This window comes from Longirhabdus pacifica, from assembly GCF_004115085.1.
In the GTDB taxonomy this organism is placed as follows: domain Bacteria; phylum Bacillota; class Bacilli; order Paenibacillales; family DSM-105158; genus Longirhabdus; species Longirhabdus pacifica.
In genome coordinates this window covers 270,374-287,395 of sequence record NZ_QXJP01000001.1, presented here as the reverse complement: position 1 = coordinate 287,395, position 17,022 = coordinate 270,374, and the positions used below count along the sequence as shown (strand labels likewise).

At 35.6% G+C, this 17,022-nt stretch carries 16 protein-coding genes; 6 read left to right on the top strand and 10 right to left on the bottom strand.

Translation table 11 applies throughout. From position 1 onward, the window contains the following. Window positions 1-33: 33 nt before the first annotated feature. Entirely contained in the window at window positions 34-2,361 is a 2,328-nt protein-coding gene (locus D1Z92_RS01325; protein ID WP_128893834.1) for a glycoside hydrolase family 31 protein, read from the bottom strand. A 108-nt stretch (window positions 2,362-2,469) separates the two neighbouring features. Further along, window positions 2,470-3,498, bottom strand: a complete 1,029-nt coding sequence (locus D1Z92_RS01320) for a LacI family DNA-binding transcriptional regulator (RefSeq protein WP_128893833.1) — start codon at window positions 3,496-3,498, stop codon at window positions 2,470-2,472. Between the two features lie 401 nt (window positions 3,499-3,899). On the opposite strand from D1Z92_RS01320, the gene D1Z92_RS01315 reads away from it, so the two are divergent. Next, window positions 3,900-4,151, top strand: a complete 252-nt coding sequence (locus D1Z92_RS01315; protein WP_128893832.1) for a hypothetical protein — start codon at window positions 3,900-3,902, stop codon at window positions 4,149-4,151. Window positions 4,152-4,223: 72 nt separating this feature from the next. Then, on the top strand, window positions 4,224-4,466 hold the full coding sequence (locus tag D1Z92_RS01310; protein WP_128893831.1) for a hypothetical protein: 243 nt from the start codon (window positions 4,224-4,226) through the stop codon (window positions 4,464-4,466). Between the two features lie 124 nt (window positions 4,467-4,590). Here D1Z92_RS01310 and D1Z92_RS01305 read toward each other — a convergent pair whose 3' ends face one another. The 4 genes from D1Z92_RS01305 to pdxR all read right to left on the bottom strand — a co-directional run bounded on the left by D1Z92_RS01305 (window position 4,591) and on the right by pdxR (window position 7,617). Next, on the bottom strand, window positions 4,591-5,175 hold the full coding sequence (locus tag D1Z92_RS01305) for a TetR/AcrR family transcriptional regulator (protein ID WP_128893830.1): 585 nt from the start codon (window positions 5,173-5,175) through the stop codon (window positions 4,591-4,593). Window positions 5,176-5,212: 37 nt separating this feature from the next. After that, window positions 5,213-5,527 carry a DMT family transporter gene (locus tag D1Z92_RS01300; protein WP_128893829.1) on the bottom strand — a complete coding sequence of 105 codons (315 nt, stop codon included), beginning with the start codon at window positions 5,525-5,527 and terminating at the stop codon, window positions 5,213-5,215. A gap of 1 nt (window position 5,528) precedes the next feature. Next, entirely contained in the window at window positions 5,529-5,870 is a 342-nt protein-coding gene (locus D1Z92_RS01295) for a DMT family transporter (protein WP_128893828.1), read from the bottom strand. A gap of 280 nt (window positions 5,871-6,150) precedes the next feature. Further along, entirely contained in the window at window positions 6,151-7,617 is a 1,467-nt protein-coding gene (pdxR, locus tag D1Z92_RS01290) for a MocR-like pyridoxine biosynthesis transcription factor PdxR (protein WP_128893827.1), read from the bottom strand. 342 nt (window positions 7,618-7,959) lie between these two features. On the opposite strand from pdxR, the gene D1Z92_RS01285 reads away from it, so the two are divergent. Beyond that, the gene (locus D1Z92_RS01285; RefSeq protein WP_164931387.1) at window positions 7,960-9,168 is read left to right on the top strand and encodes a ClyA family alpha-helical pore-forming toxin; all 1,209 of its coding nucleotides are present in this window, start codon (window positions 7,960-7,962) and stop codon (window positions 9,166-9,168) included. Between the two features lie 317 nt (window positions 9,169-9,485). Continuing rightward, a complete protein-coding gene (locus D1Z92_RS01280; protein WP_164931386.1) occupies window positions 9,486-11,021 on the top strand; it encodes an HBL/NHE enterotoxin family protein in 1,536 nt (511 codons plus the stop codon). A gap of 112 nt (window positions 11,022-11,133) precedes the next feature. On the opposite strand, the gene D1Z92_RS01275 is transcribed toward D1Z92_RS01280, so the two are convergent. Next, on the bottom strand, window positions 11,134-11,442 hold the full coding sequence (locus D1Z92_RS01275) for an MGMT family protein (RefSeq protein ID WP_128893878.1): 309 nt from the start codon (window positions 11,440-11,442) through the stop codon (window positions 11,134-11,136). Between the two features lie 465 nt (window positions 11,443-11,907). On the opposite strand from D1Z92_RS01275, the gene D1Z92_RS01270 reads away from it, so the two are divergent. After that, window positions 11,908-12,696, top strand: coding sequence for a carbohydrate-binding protein (locus D1Z92_RS01270; RefSeq protein WP_128893824.1), 789 nt, complete (start codon window positions 11,908-11,910; stop codon window positions 12,694-12,696). 99 nt (window positions 12,697-12,795) lie between these two features. Here D1Z92_RS01270 and D1Z92_RS01265 read toward each other — a convergent pair whose 3' ends face one another. Both D1Z92_RS01265 and D1Z92_RS01260 read right to left on the bottom strand, forming a co-directional pair. Continuing rightward, the gene (locus D1Z92_RS01265; RefSeq protein ID WP_128893823.1) at window positions 12,796-14,142 is read right to left on the bottom strand and encodes an SCP2 sterol-binding domain-containing protein; all 1,347 of its coding nucleotides are present in this window, start codon (window positions 14,140-14,142) and stop codon (window positions 12,796-12,798) included. A gap of 166 nt (window positions 14,143-14,308) precedes the next feature. Next, window positions 14,309-14,527 (bottom strand): DUF2905 domain-containing protein, encoded by a 219-nt coding sequence (locus tag D1Z92_RS01260; RefSeq protein WP_128893822.1) that lies wholly within the window; start codon window positions 14,525-14,527, stop codon window positions 14,309-14,311. A 220-nt stretch (window positions 14,528-14,747) separates the two neighbouring features. Here D1Z92_RS01260 and D1Z92_RS01255 point away from each other — a divergent pair, with 220 nt between their 5' ends. Further along, entirely contained in the window at window positions 14,748-15,398 is a 651-nt protein-coding gene (locus D1Z92_RS01255; protein ID WP_164931385.1) for an HAD family hydrolase, read from the top strand. A gap of 103 nt (window positions 15,399-15,501) precedes the next feature. Here the strand turns inward: D1Z92_RS01255 and namA are convergent, their stop codons facing one another. Beyond that, complete coding sequence (namA, locus tag D1Z92_RS01250) at window positions 15,502-16,515, bottom strand: NADPH dehydrogenase NamA (protein WP_128893820.1); 1,014 nt, start codon at window positions 16,513-16,515, stop codon at window positions 15,502-15,504. Window positions 16,516-17,022 lie beyond the last annotated feature (507 nt).

Sequence of the window (17,022 nt, the reverse complement as noted above, 5' to 3'; positions counted from 1 at the left end):
ATTCGCTGTTGATTTGTTGTTTATTCGTGTTCATTATTTAGATGTCGTGTAACTTTCATTTCCGGATTTCAGATTAATCTCCATTCTAGTTTCCCCTGCTGCTCCATGAACACACAAGATCATTTTTTCACTATTTGAAGTCCATTGCTGTTGTTGCTCCATAGATACATTTACGTTGCATTCTTTTTCTGTTTCTTCTACTTGGAAATGAACGTGACGACATGCACCTTTTTCATATTCGTACGTCAAACCATCGTCTTCGTAAAGACTGTAGCTATATTCACTAGTCGTTCCTTTAGGGTACACATGGATGACAAGATCATTTCCTTCATGCTTCGGTAGCAAGGAACCTGCTTTTACGAATAATGGAATGGTGTCTAGGGGAGCATCTACTCCAATATGCTGTCCTCCAACTATTTTTTCATCATTCCAGTAGTTATACCATTCTCCTTCAGGCAGATAAACACTACGATGGAATGTGCCAGGACGCGTAATTGGTGCTACCAACAAATCACTTCCAACTAAAAATTGATCGGACATATTATACACATTTTTATCGTTTTCGTATTCTAAAATCAATGGACGCATGATAGGAAGTCCTGTCTGTGTCGCTTCATAAAATAGCGTATAAATGTAAGGCATGAAATCGTAACGCATTTGGATATATTTACGATTAATTTCTTCTACTTCTTCTCCAAAACTCCATGGTTCCTGACGCAAAGTACCTGTCGCACTATGATTTCTTACGTATGGGAAGAATACACCCATTTGCGTCCAGCGCGCTAACAATTCTCCATTAGAATGGTGAGCAAACCCTCCGATATCTGGACCTGCAAGAGGAATACCAGATAAACCCATGTTCAATACCATTGGCATGGCCATAGATAGATGCTCCCAAAAACTACGGTTATCTCCTGTCCAAACTGCAGCATATCGCTGTACCCCAGCATAAGCTGCACGAGTTAATACGAAAGGACGTTCATTAGGAACATGCATTTTCAATCCTTCGTAAGAAGCTTGTGACATAAAATATCCATACATGTTGTGCATTTCTTCATGTGTTTTTGCTTCGCCCTCATCCATGCCATGCATGACGTCGAGATCCATCGTTTTCGTTTCATTAAATACAGCAGGTTCGTTCATATCATTCCAAACACCACTTACTCCAGACTGCAAAAATTTAGACTGCTGCTCTCCCCACCATTCTCTTACATCTTGTTTCGTAAAGTCAGGGAATGCACTTTCTCCTGGCCACACTTTACCGATAAACAAATGACCTTCCATATACTTACAGAACATATCTTTTTGAATACCGTCTTTATATACTTCATACTTTGGATCTTGTTTCACACCTGGATCTACTATGGTAATAATGCGGATACCCATTTCTTTCAACTCATCCATCATTTGTTGTGGATTTGGGAAACGCTCTTTATCCCAAGTGAACACACGATACCTATCCATATAATGAATGTCTAAATGAATCGCATCAATTGGGATTTGCTTCTCTTTAAACGTTCTTGCTAAATTTAATACTTCTTCTTGGTTCATATAAGAGTATCTAGATTGATGGTAGCCGATAGACCATTTTGCAGGTAATGGCATGCGCCCAGTAAGTAACGTATAGTTTGAAATAATATCTTTCATGTTGTCGCCAATAATAATATAGTAGTCACAAGCGCCTGTTTTTGTTTCTAGTTGAAATGCATCGTTTGAATTTCTCATATCAAAGCTTGTTTCCCCTGGATTATCAAGGAAAATACCGTAGTCTGCTTGATCAAATTTGTGATGAATCATAAATGGAATCGTAGCATACAATGATTCAATTTCAGGTACATGTGGATCGTACACGTCTTTGTTCCAATTTGAATATTTTTCGTTTTGCTTATCAAGGAAACCTGTTTTTTCACCTAAACCGTAAAAATGAGATTGATCATTTTTTGGCAATGTGACGGTCACAGCATCATTTTTTGTCCAATGCATATCACCGTTTTCAAAAATAGGATTGCCGTTATGATGAACAACACTCAACTTATAATCTGCTTTTTGAATGTGTGCACTCATGGCATGACTGGAAAAAATAATTTCTTGATCATTTTCTTCGACATTGTAAGCTTCTTCTTTTGATGACTGTAAGATCACTGCTGCGGTAGTAGACTCATCCACTTCATCGCTCAATAAAAGCTTGATTCTTAATATATTCTCATGCTTAAATTGCAGCATCACATTGGCATGCTCTCCGTAGAGTAAAATAGTATGAGATGAGATAGATTTAAAACTTTTAATTGCTCCTATTTTTAAATCTTTCGCAACTGTCTCCTGACGCTGTAAATCTGGATGAATCGTTTCACTTGTTTGCATTGTATATCCTCCCTAAATAAATAACTTATTATCACTATGCACAAGATGAAGAAATTTTCTATATCACAACCTTTACGAACGGCTATTGAGTCGTAAGCTTGAATCTCATCATTTCTCCATCTTAGATATTTCTCTAGTGCTCTGCCCTATTTTTAGTTGAATAGGAACGAATACTTTTTTAGCTGGTCGAAATCTTTCTTCATATATTTGTTCAAACAGCAGTTCTACTGCCTTAGTTCCTTTTTCTGTAATATTTTGATATATGGTTGTCAATGTAGGAACCATATAATGAGCGAAGAACAAATCATCAAAACCGATTACAGAAATGTGTTCGGGCACATGTAATCCAACGTCATGTAGTCCTTTAACAAACCCCATTGCCGCTACATCAGAACCAACACATACTGCTGTTATTTCTCTATCGGTTGCAATACAATGCTGTGCACATTGATATGCCGCTTCCATTGTAACTTGACTCTCTATCGCATATTTTTCTCTGTACTGTATCCTTGCTTCATTCAATGCTTTTCTATAACCTAACCACCTTGAATGATATACACTATTGTTTTTGCGTTCCCCACCAAACAACACTATATGGCGATGACCTAGTGAAATTAAGTGCTTGGTTGCCAAATATCCACCTAATTGATCATCAATATTAACTTGATCATAGTTGCATTGATTGAGATAACTATCCATAAACACACATGGAACATGTAATTGCGTAATGTTCTCATACAACAAACTATGCTCATGCACACCGACGACAATAATGCCATCTAAATTACGTTCGTGGATAAAAGATAAGTTATCTCCCTCTTTCAAACCAATCAATAGCACATGTAAATCGGATTGACGGGCTCCTTTTTCAATTCCGGAAAGCAATTCCAAGTAAAATGGGTTGTCATGAATATTACTTTGATCCGTCAAAGGAACGAGTACTGCTATTAAGTGAGTCTTTTTATCTTTTAAGTTTCTGGCAGCTAAATTCGGATAATATTGCAACTCCTCTATCACTTTTCTCACTCGTGCAATCGTTTGCGTTGAGACGCGACCTTTGGCATTAATCACATTAGATACAGTAGCAATGGAGACGCCTGCTTTATTAGCAACATCTTTTATCGTATATTTTTTCATTCCTTCTTTTGCTCATGTGATTCTATTGCAACTACATGTTATCACTATAAAGGTGAAACGTTTAACCACATTGCAAAATTATTCCTCCTTTATTCTATCTAAACTTAGTTGACACATGTTGATATATAGATGATATGAAAGATTAAAGGTTTTATCTTATTGTACAGCTCTAATGTTTTTACGTCAAGCAAACGTTTTCATTGAGATAAAATATATGCTAAATAGTACGTTAAAGGGTGTTAATGCATGATATAAGTAGTTTTATATTTTACGATATTCATTATACTAATTGAAAAAATATGGTGTCAGTTTGAAAAAATGTGATCTGGATCACATTTTTATGAGCACTGAGTTGCTATGCTTGTTATATTATTTGAAAATTCAAAAAAAGGAGGTTAAGTATGAAAAAAGTATTGATTTCTATTGTTGCCATTGCTTTAGTACTTGGAATATCTGTATCTGCAATTTCTGCTTCTTCATTTGAAAAAGACGCTGCAAGTAGCAAGAGGATTGTATACTATTCAAAACAAGATTACCCGAACTGGTGGACAGATGTTCCTCGCGTCATAGGTGGACCACTATATTTATCGGAGTGCTTTAGTGCATCGGGAAATAAATGGAGATGTATCTATTACGGTGGATATATTCCGTAAGATAATTTCACAATATGACAAGAAATGTCATCGTTTTGGGTCAAATGAAAAAGTTGAAAGGGGAAAAATAGCATGAAGAAATCTTTATTTTTAATTATTTCATTTGCTTTAGTTTTAGCGCTGTCTGTTCCCATTACATCAGCATCTACACAAGATGTAGCTCCAGATCGTTCTGTTCAGATTTTTTGGAAAACACAGTATCCTACATTCTCCACCATTCCCAAAAAAATATATGCAGGTAAAATCTTGTTTTTAGATACTTGCGAGGAAAGACCTAGTTATTGGAGATGTACTTATTTAGCTTTTTTACCTTAAAACTATACAATGTCACTTTAATCAAGTGGAAAATCAGGTGAGTTCACAAATTCCATTTAAAAACGCCGTTTTGATCAAATTTGATCAAAAACGGCGTTTTTTTGACTATATGGTTATCTTTATATCATGAGGTAGTTATCCCTTGCCAATACACTTCCCAAGCTGCTTTTAGTCTTTGTTCATATTCTTGTTCTGAGTAATTCACCAAATAAGTAAATAGTCCATCTAGCACACAAATAAATGATGTGACAACGGTATCTAAATCGCTTTTATATGGTTTGCTGCTACTTTCTAAAATGTCATACAATAGTTTTCTTATTTCTCTTTCTGATTCATTATATTTATGTAACAAGTAATCTCTAAATTTTTCAGGTGGCACTAGACCATATCGCTTAATAAAAAGTCCTAAATTTTGTTTATAAAAATACTTGTTCAAGTTATCCATCAGTGTATACAATTGTTTCTCTGTAGGAAGTGAAACATCTGTGTCAGCCTGGCTCCGTATAAAAAATAAATATTCATCCATCACAACATCAATGACATTTTCAAATAACGATTCTTTACTTTTAAAATAAGCATAAATAGAAGGGGCTTTTATATTTACACTTGTCGCTATGTCTTTTAGTGATGTTTCTTCATAACCTTTGACAGAAAACAGCATTAGTGCTTGCTGTAAAATCTTCTGCTTTGTCTCCTCTCCCTTGCTCAACCTCTCACCTCATTTTATGCATTCATTGCAATCATAATTAGGAAACAAATTTCAAACCTACAATACTGATAATAATACCCGCCACGAGTGCTAATTTCTTTATGCTCTTAGGTTCTTTAAAAAGAAACATACCTAGTAATACACTTCCAACAGCACCGATACCTGTCCATATTCCGTATGCCACACTAATGGGGATTACTTTTAATGATACAGAAAGAAGATAAAAACTTGAACCCATAAACAAAATATATAAAAGAGTTGGCTTTAATTTTGAGAAACCTTCTGATAGTTTCAAAAAAAATACGCCGCCAATCTCCAACAAACCAGCTGTTATTAGTATAGTCCAACTCATATTATGCACCTTCCTTTCTTTTCGGCTCACTTGAAACAAACTTCAAACCTACAATACAACTTATGAGTACAAAAACGAATATAACCTTCAACACACTAACCGCATCCCCCAAGAAAAGCATGCCGATCAGTGCTGTCCCAAATGACCCGATCCCTGTAAAAACAGCATACGCCGTCGAAATAGGAAGACGTTTTAGTGATTGTGCAAAACAATAAAAACTGAGTATCATAAGTATTACGGTTAAAATGGCCACAGGAATATTAGTGAAACCTTCTGCGTATTTCAAACCAAATGCCCAACCAATTTCAAAAATCCCACCGATAATAAGGTATAACCAAGCCATACAAACGCCTCCAGTGTGAAATAAGTGCGATGTTTTAAAGTGTTCTTGTTTAATGATCTAGTCATAAAAATAGACCATAAAGATAGGTTGTCAACAAACTTTTGCTTATATGCATGAAATCATGCAAGTTTAAGTTTACTTATAACTTAAAAGCAATAATCTAACTATCGTTAGTTAGATTATATCGAAAAAATTATATTATAGCAACTATACTACCCTGATTTATGATCAGATGAATTTTTTGTCCATCTGATCATAACACTATCTCATTGCATAAAGACTACAAAACACCTTCGGTTTTTATATTTATTTTACCTAATACAAAGGCTAATCTAATCAATCCTTTCTCCATGCTTTGCTCATTTAAATGAGCAAATGAAAAAGAAGCATAAGATTCCTTCCGTTCAAAATAAATCAGATTAGCATCTGTCCAGCTTGTACCCTCTTGTTCACAAATTTTCATTGCTTCATCGTAAGATGCTGTATCTCCATTCCACTTCGTCAAGATGAACGTCGCACTGTTGTTAGGTAGTACCTTGAACCATTGTGAACAATACATTTGAAACAGTTGACTAAATAATGCTTTTTTATGATGGTAAATACGCTGCATGTGATTTAAATGTCGGCTGTAATCCCCAGTATTCATGAAATGAGCCAATGCCCTTTGTTCAAATGTCTCTCTCTCACAAGCATCAAACAAGTGTTTCATTCTGTTTGCTATATCTATAAGAGCCTCTGGAAAAACAATATACCCTAATTTCATAGATGACATCATGGTTAACGAAAATGTACCAGTCATAATGACTCGACTGGATTGATCTAACATCATTAAAGCATTTTTTGACTTTTCATCATAACAAAGCTCAACGCCATACTGGGCATCAATGATAAAAGCCTCTTGTTTATCTGCCCATTGAAGCATTCTTTTTTTTCGTTCCAAACTTAAAGCCACTCCAGTAGGAAAATGACAGTCTGCGTTGACTATTGCTAACTTTGCATCCAGTTCTTTAAATTGCATTCCATCACTATCCACACATAGTCGTTTAAGCTGAGCTCCTGTTGCTAAAACTACTTTCTCCCAACCTAAATAACCTGGATCTTCCATAACAACACTATCTTCTTTCACATTAATGAGCAACTGCAATAGCATAAAAAGAGATTGTGCAGTATCCTCCACCAAAACAATTTGTTCATTTTTACAATCAAGACCGTGATAGTGACGTAAGTGCTTGGCAATCTCTGTGGTAAGCGAATAAAATTTCTGTGAATTCATATTACTAAATTTAATTTCATCTTCCATTTTACCCATTTCATGTCGCAAGCTACGTCTCCACTGCTTATATGGAAAATAATCCATATCGGATAATCCAATATGGAAATGAATTGGTTGATTAACATCTGGACGAGAAATGGAACTAATCCGTTTCATTTTCTCTCCCACCTCTGATAAAGAAACAGGGAGCAAATCTTTCTTTAAAGTACTTGATGATGAAAAAGTAAAGGAAACATATGTACCACTTCCTTTTATAGTTTCTAGCACTCCTTCCGCAATTAACATCTCATATACTTGATTCACGGTTCCTCTAGATATTTCATAGTATTCAGCCAATTTTCTGGATGATGGTAGTTTTTCACCTTTGTAAATTCTCCCACTCAAAATAGCATCGTATAAAGCGTGGTATAAAGCTTCATACTTGTGTGCATAGCGATAAAAATAAGAATCCATTGAAAGATGAATATGCGACATCAAATACCTCCTTAAAGTGGTATAGTAAAATGAAAAATGTGGTTCTTTTCACAATATAAGTAATAATATATCATTAATTCATCTAGTAAATAGGGTGATAAAAATAAAAAAGTATATATTCTAGAAATGAATTTTTTAACCCTATGGTTTATATAACTTATTTTACCATTTTACACTTTAACTTTATAGCATAAAAGCTTAAAAGAGTCACAGTCTAAATGATAAAAAAATTCATACAGTAAAGGAGGTGAGGAATGAGGCAAATTGTGAGCAAACTATTCTATATTGTCTATTAAAAGAAGCATCCAACTAATTCCATAATCAGAGAGGAGTAACATGATAATGTTAAAATCTATGAAATTAAAATTTTTTGTTATCGTTTCACTTTCCATTTTGCTTCTTCTTTCACACTTTCCATTCCCTCACAACCATGCTGAGGCTGCTAATCAAGGGGAACAATTAGAATCGGGTAACGTCTTTTTCACACAAAATAACAATCCAACCTCCATTGGAGCACAAGATTTAAAAAATGCAGCCCTCCAAACACATTCTAAAACACTCATAATGGACATGTATGCATTTGCGGTATCAAGACAGCCCGATTTCAACCTTAATGGTATAAGACAACAAGAAGATAATGCGAAAGTTTCACTATCTCTTGACAACCATCTCAATATAGCACGAGGAAACGCAAACTATTGGTTAGATAGTCTGAAGCCTTATATGAAACAAGTCAATCAAGACATCATAGGTTATAATACAGAATTTCAAAATTTGCATAGCCCTATATATGATTTTGCTCAGCAAGGTAATAAAGAATTAGTAATCGTAGGGCTTGATATCCTTCAAGACAGTGTGAAAAAAAAGGCAAATAGAGTAGGAGACGTCATTACAAAATTAAGTGATTATAGAACTAAATTATCGGCAGATGGTAGAAATTTTCGTGACGATGCTGAGAAAGTCACTGCCTTGATTAATGGCGATAAGGCTGTCTTACCATCATTAAGACAACAAATTAAGACATACAATGATAAAAACAACGACATCATAGATCGAATCGCTATTACTAAACCAATTGGGATCGCTAGCATTGCCGTAGGAACAGCGCTTCTTCCTGCAACAGGTGGAGCATCTGCAGTTGTTGTTGCTGCAGGTATTGGACTCACAGTATGGGCTTCTTTGGAAGAAAAAGAATTGGACGAAAATAGAAAGAAGCTAATGAAAGCAACGCAAGAGTTACACATTATTGAGAACGAAATGCTTGTTCTGGAAATGGCAAAAGAAAATGTAGGTGAACTTGTAGAAATTATTGATATAGCTGTTAACACATTAGAAAATTTGCGAGACAACTGGTTGGAACTAAACACAAAATTTACAACCTTAAAGGAATCCATCGATGAGGTTAATCCTGATCATGTTTTCCCATTTATAAAATCAAAATTAGATACAGCAAAAGATAGCTGGGAAGATGCCAGTAATACGGCCAGAGAGATATTTAAAGATGTAGGGTATGAAGAAGTTCCTCTAAATGGATCCTTGGTGCCTCAATAAATAATAGAAAAACTATGAAAAAAGGTGACACCGCAACAAAATTACAATAGATAACAATTCAATGCTTGTCAATCATATAAATCAGATGGGGCGAATGCAGTGAATTCCCCCATCTGATTTTATATCTAATTTATGATAGAGGTGATATGATGCTACTAAAATGTATAAAATTAATAACTTTTTATGTTTTTTTATTTTCAATTTTGCTTCTTCTTATACTTTTCCCTTTCAAGCTTAACTATGCGGAGGCTGTTACGCAAGAGAACCTCTTAAAACTAGAGTCACCAACAAATACTGACATACTCACACAGGTGAGTATGAGTATCAGCTCTTCAGATGATTACGAAAACATTGAAAACCAACATATAGCAAATTTTATGGAGACAGAAGATGTAAAAAGTGCTTTAGAGAACCTACATGTTCATGTACAAGAGATGGAAAAGTTTGCTCCGATTTTTAAAGGGTATAAAGGAATGTACACTACTATGAATAACGAAGTTGGAAATAGATTAAGCATGCACGCACAATCCGTAATGGATCACGCTGATCATTGGGATAAAAGTTTAAAGTCATCTGTCGTTAGAACAAGTAACGATATTACAGTCCACGCTACATCGTTTATTGAACAGTATAGTGAAATAGTAAATCATGTGAACAATGAAGATTGGGATGCTGTAATAAAACAATTAGATACGTTTAAACAAGATGCAAACACAAACAAGCAAGAAATAGATAATCTAATACCTCATTTAAATGATTTTAGAAGCATGCTCTCACAAGATATACGATCTTTCGAAAGTGATCTCAGAGATGTTACTGCCATCGTAAATGCTGAGATTGCTTCCCTAGATATAGAAATTAGCGTAATCAATACTGAAATTGCCCGTTTGCATAAAGAAATAGAAATTACACCAGGTGAGCACCTTGACGTCATACGATTACTGAAAGCTTATATTTTGGACTACGAACAACAATTAGAAGATAAAAAAAATGAAAGATTGAAAAAAGAACAAATGAAAAATAGTGTAGCAACAATGTCAACCCATGTAAGTGATTTTAAATCTACATTAGAAAAGGCTTCAGATAGTTTGGAACCTATTATAAATCACTGGTTAATTGTAACTGCAAAATTTCAAACACTTTCTGAAGAAATCAGCAAAGTAAATTTGGATGTAAAAGAGTACGCACTCCATCAACTTAAAACCGTTCATGATAATTGGAAAGATATTGACCAATTCAGAAAAAGACTCATTGTGGATATACCTGATCAACCGTTATTATTTGCATTCTATGCTCCTGCAACGCAATTTGTATACAACGATAAAGGAACAGGTTCTCATCAAGATGGTACAGTTTGGCGAACTCCTCCTATTGAAGGATTTAAATCTGTAGGAGATTATGCACAAGGTAATTATGATCTTTCTACAGGCAAAGTAATTGTATTAGCTAGTAACGATAAACCAAATACTCAAAATCCAGTATTGAAAGATCCCACGGATTATGAATTGATTTGGGCAGACCATAAATCTGATGGTGACATGGATGGATCTTTTTGGAAACCATTGTGCAGTCAAGGATATACAAGTTTAGGTCATGTTGCTACACCCAATTATAATAAGCCTAACACGACACAAGTGACGTGCGTTAGACAAGACTTTGTTGCAGAAACTTCCATTGGTGATCTTATTTGGAGTGACAAAGGTTCTGGTGCTAGAACAGATGTTAGTTTATTTATGATGAATAGTGAAACAAACATTTTATCTTCTGGTAGTTTTCATGCCCAACCTCAGTATGACTTTATCGTGGGACAAGCGTTCGGATTAAAGATGGGAACATTTCATATTTTGCATTAACAGTTGGTAAAGTATTTTTGCACCATGATTAAGGAGCCTGGTGTAGGCTCCACCATTTTTATTCAAGTTATATGTAGCTTAACGTCATGAATATATATTTATCTATTCTAATCTACTCAGGAATCCACTGGTACACTCGCAACTCTATTTCTCCATTGTCCCCTACCGTAATACCCTCACTTTCTAGTGCATGTTTTTGAGTATAAAATGCTTCATCCTCTTTTAGAGCGATATATCCTTTACTGTTAATGACACGATGCCATGGCAATTGATATTTTTTACTCATAGAATGAAGGATACGAACAACTTGGCGGGCAGCACGAGGGCTTCCTGCTAAGTTAGCAACTTGCCCGTAAGTAATCACCTTACCTGCTGGAATTTGTTTGAGAATAGAAACTACCTTTTCAGTAAATGGTGTCATCATGTAAGTCCTCTCTTTTAGCCCTTATACAATCTATATTTTAATTCATTACTAAACTAGCAGCAAATAGAGTCATCTCAGTCTACTAAATATGGAGTGACTTGTTCATTTACATTATGATATACCGCGAAATAGGCTACTCCAATCTAAATGTTAAATAGTTACAAAATAAAAGTTAATACTACAGAACTCTATCTTTATTTGAGTCAAATTTTAATAATTTGTAAATGATATATTTATTACCATTGAAATTATTGACAATAAAAAAAGAATTTGCTTATAATATGTATATACTTCTATGTTGAAACTGAATAAAAAAAATAACCGCGGTTTTTTGTAACCGGGGTTTTTTGTTTTAGGAGGTGTTTAACAAATATAGTTATAGAAGAATTTTATATCATTGCTGCTAGTTGTAGGTCATGTTTCTAGTAAATAAAAAAATATAAAAAAATAGGAGTGGAGAACATGAAACTAGTAAAAAAAGCATTGCTTGTTGTGGTATCGTTTGCACTAATGATGGGATTATCTGGAATGGTTGGACAAAAGGCAGGAGCATCAACTTCCGAGAGTGTGGATACAGCATTCTCACCCAATGTTCAATTAGCTTATGCAAAAATAAAAGGAATAAATCAAGTGCGTGAACGACTAACAGGATCTGTTGAAGTTAATAACTTCACTTATAACAAACAAGTCGTCATCCACTATACAACAGGAAATGGGCAGTGGAAAGATTTATATGCTACCTATAGTGCCCCTGCTCAGAATGGATACGAAACTTGGGATTTTGAGCTAGATATTAATACGAATGAAACGGTTGAATTTGCCGTAAAATATATTGCCAATGGTCAAACTTTTTGGGATAACAATAACGGCAGCAATTATAAGGTGGGAGGCTATGCTCCAGATTACAGCCTTAGCAAATCTGTTGTAAAACTATCTAATGCTGCTTATCATACTAAGTACACAGGTTATTTTTTAAGTGGGAGTATCTTCTTAAAAAATCTTTCTCCAGTAAAAAATGTAAAGGTTACTTACACAGTTGACAATTGGAATACAGTTCAAACCGCTTCTGCAGTTTACGTTGGCAGTTTGAACAATTCAAACAATAGTTTGGAGAGCTGGACTTTTGATATACCTTCAAACGGAGCATTTATACAATTTGCTATTTCTTATGAAGTGAATGGTACAACATATTGGGATAACAATCATAGCAATAATTATAAGCTTTCAAGAGGGCAATACATGGAGAACTAATTTAATCTTGTCATCATACTAGATCGGGGATAAACTCCTCGATCTACATTTTGACATTTAATTTTTTACATTTAAATCTTTACATGGACAATGGCTATATTAAGTCGCAAAACATCTACGAAACGATTTCATTAATGAAATCGGTCCATTAATTTTCAGTTTTCTTGCAAGTAAGGCCCAGAGCAATTTTTTATCTCCATTTAGTACATCAATCCACGTTTCACTGTCTGCTATTACTGTAAGATCCGCTTCGCCCACTAGCTTCTTCTCTGTAGTGATTTCACCTTTGGAAATGTTGACCGTAAATTGCATTTCTTCTTTACCGTAGAATATAAAGTGATAGGTTGCATCCATTGTCTTTGCTTTTTTACGTTGAAATGTATGAGGTAAATATAAGTAGAATGAAGCAACAGAAGATGCTCGCAAACCACTGTGCACTATTTTCACCTTTTTGTGAGGATATCGTTTTTGTGCGTATGCCCTTGCATCTGAATTTTTTGTTATATACAATGTTTCTTCTTTATTTTGTAGTGGTTTTAAAACGCTATTCACAAATTCTTTCTTTCTATCAATATATTGACCGATAACATCCTCACCTGCGGGGCAAACAGAAAGGCAGTAAGCCGCTTTGTAATTTGCGCCGAAAGATAAACTTTGCCACATAGAAGCACTTTCACCACTAGAAAATGAGTTTCGATATGTTTTAGCATCTTTACTACTTGCCATTGATTCTGCCCACTCTGTAAACCCACCAAAAAATTCACGATAGTTATGAGTAAAACATGCAGAAAAATTAAACTTTCCATCTGGTTCAATTGCACCTACGGGACATGCAGCCACACATAATTTACAATCTAAGCATGGATTGTAATCCAATAGTTGCCCTTCTTCACTAATTGCTTTGTTCAACACGACGGTACCTAATAAAATAAAATTCCCAAATGTAGGGTGAATAACATTGCGGTGTAACCCTATTTTCCCTAATCCAGCAGCGACGGATATTGGCTTATGAGAGATGACCCACTTTTTTTCATTCCGCTCCACTTCCATCGGAAACCCAGCTGGTTCATATATGGCTTTTACCTGCCTCTTCTCTAGAGCAGCAACAATCCGATGTCCAACTTCCGTTATTTTGTCATTAACATGGTGAAATTCATTATTAGCAATGGAACGAGCAGTTGAACGGAGTGGTTCTTGTGCCATTTTGCAAACATAACTTATACAAGATTTTGCTTCAGGAAACAAAGACAATATTTCTTTTCTCTGGTCATCTAATTCATGTCGGTGCATAGAAACAAAACCCACATCATCTGCACCTGCTTCCATCACTATTCGACGCAACATAGAGGCATCCAACTTTTCCTGTACTGGTTGTGTTCCAACTTCGTGCTGATTTTTATGCCGATATAATTTCACTGTCGGATGTTGATCCATTGTTTGCTTCATATCCAAAAACCTCCTCTTGAGTTATAAAAATTTAAGAGACCGTTTAGTATTTTTTATCTGTATTAAGGTTATTATACATAAAAGATTCGAAAATATCAAAAAAATTTCAAAAAAAGAAATGTGCTCACTCTCTACACATTTCTTCCACTATCTTTTTATGATGATATTAACGGAACATTCGCAGCAAGTACATGATAAGGGAAATGACAATAGATAAAACGATGCACGTAACGATAGGAAAATAAAATTTGACGTTTTCTTTTTCAATCACAATGTCACCAGGCAGCCTGCCCAAATTTAAAAAGCGCCCGCCAAACTGCCAAATTACTCCTAGTATAATAAGCGTGAAGCCACCGAATATAAGTGCTTTGGCTATCGGATTCACTTTAAAGCCCCCTGTCATACAAATATTATTTTTTGATTATACCATGTGACACACTGTAACCACACATTCTCTGTGCGATCTGTGCGGACTTTCTACTACACATCTGAGGTATCTCCATATATAATATAAAATAGAAGAATATAAGCAAACTTGTAAAGGTTTTGTGAGATCAACTATGTTTTGAACGGAATGAATCAAACAATTAATGAGGAGTGAGTACATGATTAAAACAGTATTATTTGACTTTGACGGCACCGTTGCAAATACATTACCTGTTATTTTTCAATCTTTTCGTGAAGTGTTCAACGTACATAATCAAGTCCATTTATCTGATGAAGACATCAAGCAATATTTTGGACCTTGTGAAAAAGGTATCATCAAGCGACATATCGATGAAGGTGTGCAAGAAGAGGCATTGCAACTGTTTTACAATGTATATGAACGCGAGCATGACAAACTCGCTCATCGCAATGAGGAAATGGAAAAGATATTAGCGTATTTAAAAACAAAAAATATGAACATTGGACTCATTACTGGAAAAGCAAGAAAAAGTTTAAACATTTCTTTGCAACGTTTGAACATGACATCGCTGTTCGATCTCACTATTGCAGGTGATGAAGTAAAAGAATACAAGCCTCATCCAGAAGGAATTTTGAAAGCGATGCAATTTTTTCATTCAAAACCTGAAGAGACGATTTACGTTGGAGATAGTAATGCAGATATTGCAGCTGGTTTAGCGTCAAACATCACAACAGTAGGCGCACAGTGGATGGATAACGTGCAGCAACTGCACTTCGACCCTTCTCCCCACTACTGTTTTACCAGTCTATCTGCTTTTGAAGACTACTTGACTACACACATTGCACATTAAGCTTTTTCAACTTGTAATTCATTCTCCACACAGCACACTATACCTTAGTGTCATCACAAAGAAGCGAGGTATACATTTACATCGTACACCTCGCTTGTTTTTCTTACCACACTCGTGAATACTGAATAGGAGCCTCTAGTTCCACTTCTAATTCTTTGGCCGCTGTTCTTGCCCAATACGGATCTTTCAGCAATTGGCGAGCAATAAATATGAGATCAGCACGTTCGTTTTGCAAAATCTCCTCTGCCTGCAATCCTGTAGTGATAGCACCAACTGCTCCTGTAGCAATGCCAGCTTCTTTTTTAATTTGATCAGCTAAAGGAACTTGATATCCAGGATAAAGATTTAGTGGTACATTCACCACTGCTCCAGAACTACAATCAATTAAATGTACGCCTTGCTCTTTCATGTGTTTTGCATATTCAACATAATCATCCACATGATTCCCACCTTCTGCGTACTCTTCCGCTGAAATACGTACAAAAAGCGGCCCACTCCACACTTCTTTTATTCCATCAATAATTTGTTGTAAAAATAAATAACGTCCTTCTTTTGTTTTTCCGTATTCATCCGTGCGATGGTTAGTCAAAGGAGATAAAAATTGATTAATAAGATAACCGTGAGCACCGTGAATTTCAATCACATCAAAACCAGCCTTTTTCGCTCTTCCTGCTGCATCTACAAAAGCTTGAACCGTTTCTTTTATCATATCTTTCGTCATTTCTTGAGGTGTTTTATACTTTTCACTAAACGCAATAGCAGAAGGGGCAATAATATCACCATCTACCTCCGCTTTACGCCCAGCATGAGCCAGTTGAATACTAGTCTTACTACCTTGCTTCTTCAACTCCGTCACTAACTCTTTCAACCCTTCAATATGTTCGTCACCCCATATGCCTAAATCTTGATTAGAAATACGCCCTTGTGGTGTAACCGCACTAGCTTCCAACATAATTAATCCTACTTGCCCTACTGCGCGAGAAATATAATGCGTACGATGCCAATCCGTAAGAATACCATCCTCATCCATACATGAGTACATACACATGGGAGACATGACAATTCTATTTTTCAAGGTCACTCCTTGAATCGTTATTGGTGAAAATAAAGCACTCATCCCTAACACTCCTTTATATGTTTAAAATGTAGCACTACCGTGATATGTAAAATAAATAAAAGAAAGAAGATTGTAATTTCACTTGCAAGATTCTAGAACTATGAAACTAATTTCATTATACCATCATTCACTTCCTAATAAAACAATTTTTTTTGATTAATAAAAATAGCGATGTTTCGCAGCCTTGGGCCTTTGCCGTGACAACCTAGTTTTCCGTCATGGAGCAGGGACATAACGGGCGGCCAACCTACGCTTCGAAAGCCTATACATTGTTTCGCCCGTTCCTGCGTAATGAAGGAAAACGGACATAACAAGCTAACACTTCACGGCAACAAGACCTTGCTGCGAAACCACCGCGCTCTTGCTTTTCACCAAAGTAAGCGATGTTTCGCAGCTTCGGGCCTCTTTGCCGTGACCACCTAGTTTTCCGTCATGGAGCAGGGACATAACGGGCGGCCAACCTACGCTTCGAAAGCCTATACATTGTTTCGCCCGTTCCTGCGTAAT